The organism is Arenibacter flavimaris, assembly GCF_030291335.1.
In the GTDB taxonomy this organism is placed as follows: domain Bacteria; phylum Bacteroidota; class Bacteroidia; order Flavobacteriales; family Flavobacteriaceae; genus Arenibacter.
The window spans coordinates 1-5,097 of sequence record NZ_JASWIM010000078.1 but is presented as its reverse complement, the minus strand read 5'-3'; the positions used below and the strand labels follow the sequence as shown (position 1 = coordinate 5,097).

The window sequence follows — 5,097 nt, the reverse complement described above, 5'->3', positions numbered from 1 at the left end:
AACTCCTTTACCAATTTACGCATCCGCAAAGCATTATCCTTTTTTGTCATAACTCAAATAGTTTATGCCAAAGGTAAAAAGCCACATCACGTCATAAAAGACGCAGTTGCTCGGAGGGATACGACATTAAAATTGTAATTCCGGGACACGGAAATTATGGAGGAACCGAATTATTGGAATATACCATAAAACTGTTCCAATAAGTATGTTCTATTCCTCAGCTATGTATTGATCCATACTTTACAAAATATTTGATTCCTGATCGGCGCTTAAGGAAGTGGTTGAAAAATAAAAACCCCATAAATCATATGATTTACGGGGTTTTGTTTGTACTCGAGGTGGGAGTGACCCAAAACGGATTAAACCCCGTTTTGTTGGGCATTCCCAAAGATGCTATTAGGAGTGCGACCGAATTGCCCACCTTTAACAAAAGTTTAATATTTGAGCAAAGATTTTTTGGTAGTTTTTGGCGTAAATAGGCAAAGCGGTTGGTCATTTTTTCACTAATTCTTAGGTAGGGAATCACGATGCCCAAATCTTACCATAACTTAACTGCGCATGGATCCTGATTCGATTTTATAGCGTTCGGGCGGATAAGCGTTTAATAAAATCGAATTAGGGCGCATTGTGCTTTTGTTTAATAATGGTAATGTCCTTTAAAAGTTGTTTTTTTTATTTGTAGTGTATTTGTTTGGGCAACTTAACTACTTGTTTTTCCTTTTAAATAGGTTTCTAGTGTCAAAATAGCCAACTCACTTTTTTTTGAAATCCTTTAGGTTTCTTGCTAAAATTGATTTTGATTGCCTTTTGTCATTAGCGGAGAATTTCACAATGCCATATCTCGTTAATTTCTATTTCGACATAAATATTTCTTTTCTAATCTATCCCTAAGCTCTTTCTTGTAATCCATATTTTTCGGCATTTTAAAAGAACCTTTTTGCGACTCTACTATCTGATTATGTTTTTTACCCTTATGGATATGTTCTACTTTGGTAAGAATTTTTTTCCCTTTCAATTATTTCCGTTTCTATTGTTAATGTCAATTTCGTGTTCATAAAAGCTAGTTTATGAATTACTGCTGACAAGGTTACAAAAATTATTAATACGCGTATTAATTTTAAAATTATGACCTTGCAGGCCCCTCCATACGGTTATCTTCATTATCGAACTAGCCCTACCCGACATAATCCCAATCACGGGTGCCTGATCTGTAATTTTAACCTGCCTCAGGCTAGGTCCGAGGTGGTAGGTGAGGCGCAGTTCATCATGTGATGGGTAACCAATTCACTCATTTGATGCTAGCTTTCTGTTTTCTATTTAGTTTCGTTATACTTAATACCCAAAAATCGGTCATCCTTAGTGAATGCTGCTCGTTTTAAGTAATCCGATTTAAATAAAAGTTTACCATTCCTTGAAGCCGATTCAATCAAATCACTATTAAGCGTAACTATATACTGAAATTCATTTGGTGTTTTGCTATTATACTCAAACAAAAAATTTAGACTTTTTTCAATTGAATCATCATCTTCAAAAATGTTGTCGTGGATTAAGAATCCTGGGTGATTTCTTCGAGTGTATTCATTCAACATTAATGCAATGTCATATATAAACACTTTCATTCTTTCAGTGGAATGACTACCATCATCATCAGTTCTCATTATAAAATCAACTACACTTTGATTTTTTGTTGTTTTAATCTCAAAATGTGCTTCACGATTTCCCATAATTCTTTCGTGAATGTTTAGTATAGATTCTTTAAAACTCTTTAATGTTTTTTCGTTTTTATATAATTCTTCTTCCAAGTCGGATATCAAAACAGCCTTATCTGCCTCAAGTTTCTTCTTGTCTCGCTCTGATTCATCATATTTTTGAATTAATGAACGTAAATTATTTAACTCCCGATTCTTTTCATTGAAAACTCTAATTGATGTCTTCAAATCTTTTAAAACCTCTCCATTGTCTAATAATGATATTTTTTCCGAATATTCTTCATCAAGTTTTCTAACATTTGAGTTAATTTCGGATAATTCAGTTTTTAAGCTTGCCAAGCGGTCATTTACAATCGAGTTTCTAAAGACATCAATCTTGTTTTTAAATTCTTTCAATTCTTCCAAAGACTTTTCAACTAAGTTTCCAAGACCCTTCTTGAACTGATTAAAAATTATTTGAATTTCATTTTCATTGATACTTTCAGGCTTAGGGAATGAGTCTATTTGTTTAATCTCATATTTTATCGCTTGTTGTTTAGTCCTTAAGTCTGCTAATTTTGCCTCTAGTTTCACTAAATCTTCTTGAATTAGTTCAAATGATTCATTGGTTTTTAAGTTTTCAATTGCCCTATTAACTTTTTCAACTTCACTTTCTAATTCATTGAGGTGAGCTTTAGCGTCTTGAATTTTTATTTCATTGTTATTTGTTACCAGTTTTTTTGTTTCAGAGTAAAAAGCCCTTTTCTTTTTTAGTGCCTCATTTACATTTTTTATCTCTTTGTATTTTTCAAGACCTACATTCAAAAAGAATAGATGAGGACTATAATCAGGTGGAATCGACTTATTTGTGTCAAAACATTTTATTAAATCTTTAAATTCAGATCGTTCGTCTCTTATAATCGGTTGTAACAGGTTTCTAAAACTTAGTCTAGTAGTCTTTGCAGGGTAATTTTCAAAATAAAGATTGCCGAGATATTCTGAAGAGTCCTCTAGCTTTTCAAAATAAATATTTTCGTTATCAATTTGAATTGAAACCTGCTCAGGGTTAATAATAGAACGAGAAATTACAATCCTTTTATTATTGAAATTTAAGTCTAATTTTATTTGGCTTTCAATAATATCAGCATTTTTTTTAGGTATCAAGTTTAGTCGACTATCTGATATTCTTTTTAATAGGCAAAAGTTAATAAATTCAATACATACTGATTTCCCAACACCAATTTTTTTATTTGTCTTTTCTGATTTCTCACCCATTATTATATTGACTCCAAAATCAAATGATATTGGTGTGAAAATTTCAGGCTCGCTATATAGTCTATTGATTTTAATCATTCTTATTTTTGATGTAAATAAAAGGTTCTTGAAAATCAACTATACCTGAAGAATATAAAAATGCAAGGCCAAAAAATAAGTGTCGATAACGAGTTATATCATGTTTTTTTAGTTCTTTAGAAACTTCGAAAATTGAAATTTTATCCACCTTCTTTTTTTGAATTTGTTTCAAAATAAGAGATGCAACATAGATGGATGAAGTCTTTATATTTTCGTCTTTAGATATTAACATAAATTATTTGTTTGGAAACACATTGCAATTGATTAATTCATCAAGTAGGTAAAACTTAATAGCTTGTTTGTCAAACTTAACTCCATTAGAAGTAAGTTTTCCATAAAATAACTCAACAAGTGAATGCAAAGCGAGTTTAGGATTATTTTTTTCCTTAGTTAAAATAATGTCACTTTCATCTTTTAAAAAATCTGAAATTATTTCAGCTTCCACGCTATCAATCTCTGATTTTGCTTCAATCAAAGGGCCATTATATTTACCATATAAACCTGCATATTGTTGTTTAAGGTAAACTGAATGTTCACTAAATCTATTTTCAATTTTATTTTCTGGATCAACGTTTACAGTTTTGTTAATAATTATCCTGTTTTTATTTAAACTAAGATAATTAATTAGCTCCATTATGGTTTCAACTTCCGAACATTCTGTTTTTTGTCTTTCTGTTAATACATTATTGTTCAAAAAGTCTGCTAAATCTTTAATCTTATCAATTTCTGGAATGTCATTAATAATTGCAAGAAGTCTTTTAATGTCTAAAACATCTTCTTTATGATTAAAGTTTTTCCCGAACTTCGTTCTGTAATTTTTTGCATCTTTTGAAATGAGCAATATTTGTAATTTATAGTCTTGATTTTCTGGTTTTGCGAAAAAGCCATCAATCGCTTCTTTAATTTTGATATTGTCATTTTGGGACGTAACCTGAATTGCTTGCTTATTAACAGTGTCAATTAGGTCTATATGGGCAAAATTATTACTTTCAAAATTCGTATTGTTAAATTCAAATCCAATTAAATTGAAAAAGTCTCTATAAAAATTTTCAGCAAAAACATTGATGTCAGTTAAATTTAGTGAATTAAAATTCTCTACTTCTTTCTGAAGATACGTTAGTCTTTTCGTAATTAATGATATGTAGATTTGCCTGTTGTCCATTTTCGTTGCAAAGATACTTCTTCTAAATTTTGTCTTTCATAATTTTTAATTTATTTCTAGTCATGATTATATTACTTTCAAATAACTGTTGGACTAAGCATTTGGCATAGGCAATGCTACTTTTTGTTTCCATTTGCCACGCCAAATTGGTAGTTGGCCCCAAAAGCCTTAGTTAGTGTAAATAGTTTTATTCTATTTCCTTCACTTCAACTTTTGTTATTTTATCAGATAATTTCAAATTCTTTATATTTAAAATGGAACTGTTTCTAACATCCAAGAATTTTTGAAGTTCCTGTTTTGAGAATCCTAGATTTTTTAGGTTTTCGATTCGTTTTGAAATTATATCCTGCTCTAAAAGACTGTTCTTCAATTTAGTTTCTTTATTAGGGAAGTAATGTTTGAACATGTCGAAAATCTGCTCCACAATTTTTCCTGCTCCCATTAAATCAGCAAATCCTGGGGAAGAATATTTTATACTTCTAACTTTAAATGACTTGATATCTACTCTGTCTTCTTCTAAAAAGGCTTTGGTGAAGTCCTGTCTAAAGTCTTCTACTAGTACTGAGTTTTTTGAGACCGACGAATAATTCATTCGTTTATATAACTGGCCATCAATTACCTGAATATCTTGTATAGTTTCAAATTCTAAGCCTTGTTCAATTAATTTTAAGTCTTCGCCTAAATTATTTTCTTTTTTCCATTGTCTTAGAACTTCGTTTGAATCGTCCACAAATTCAAGCTCTGTTAGAATTTTATATATAATATTTAAACTCACTAGTGTCCCATTAAAATTGGGACGTTTTAAAAATTAAATAAATTTGGCCCATTAAGCCTATTTCGTTCTTTGTCATTTTGAAATTTAGTTTTGCTGAAGAGTTCCCGAAGGTTCGTTTT

4 protein-coding genes and 1 pseudogene are annotated in these 5,097 nt (G+C 30.4%); 1 reads left to right on the top strand and 4 read right to left on the bottom strand.

Translation table 11 applies throughout. The features are described 5' to 3' along the window. Positions 1-122 precede the first annotated feature (122 nt). Positions 123-203 (top strand): annotated as a pseudogene (locus tag QSE00_RS25015) (subclass B1 metallo-beta-lactamase); the annotation flags it as partial. A gap of 1,110 nt (positions 204-1,313) precedes the next feature. On the opposite strand, the gene QSE00_RS25010 reads toward QSE00_RS25015, so the two are convergent. The 4 genes from QSE00_RS25010 to QSE00_RS24995 form a co-directional block, all read right to left on the bottom strand. After that, positions 1,314-3,041 carry a DUF2326 domain-containing protein gene (locus QSE00_RS25010; RefSeq protein WP_286108000.1) on the bottom strand — a complete coding sequence of 576 codons (1,728 nt, stop codon included), beginning with the start codon at positions 3,039-3,041 and terminating at the stop codon, positions 1,314-1,316. Beyond that, the gene (locus QSE00_RS25005; RefSeq protein WP_286107999.1) at positions 3,034-3,273 is read right to left on the bottom strand and encodes an ABC-three component system middle component 6; all 240 of its coding nucleotides are present in this window, start codon (positions 3,271-3,273) and stop codon (positions 3,034-3,036) included. Before QSE00_RS25005 ends, QSE00_RS25010 begins: the two co-directional genes overlap by 8 nt. Before the next feature lie 3 nt (positions 3,274-3,276). After that, a complete protein-coding gene (locus QSE00_RS25000; RefSeq protein WP_286107998.1) occupies positions 3,277-4,203 on the bottom strand; it encodes an SMEK domain-containing protein in 927 nt (308 codons plus the stop codon). 187 nt (positions 4,204-4,390) lie between these two features. Then, positions 4,391-4,978 carry a hypothetical protein gene (locus tag QSE00_RS24995; RefSeq protein WP_286107997.1) on the bottom strand — a complete coding sequence of 196 codons (588 nt, stop codon included), beginning with the start codon at positions 4,976-4,978 and terminating at the stop codon, positions 4,391-4,393. Positions 4,979-5,097: the final 119 nt, after the last annotated feature.

Coding starts and splice junctions, on each gene's coding strand:
- QSE00_RS25010 (WP_286108000.1), bottom strand. CDS start 3,041: ATGATTAAAATCAATAGACTATATAGCGAGCCTGAAATTTTCACACCA.
- QSE00_RS25005 (WP_286107999.1), bottom strand. CDS start 3,273: ATGTTAATATCTAAAGACGAAAATATAAAGACTTCATCCATCTATGTT.
- QSE00_RS25000 (WP_286107998.1), bottom strand. CDS start 4,203: ATGGACAACAGGCAAATCTACATATCATTAATTACGAAAAGACTAACG.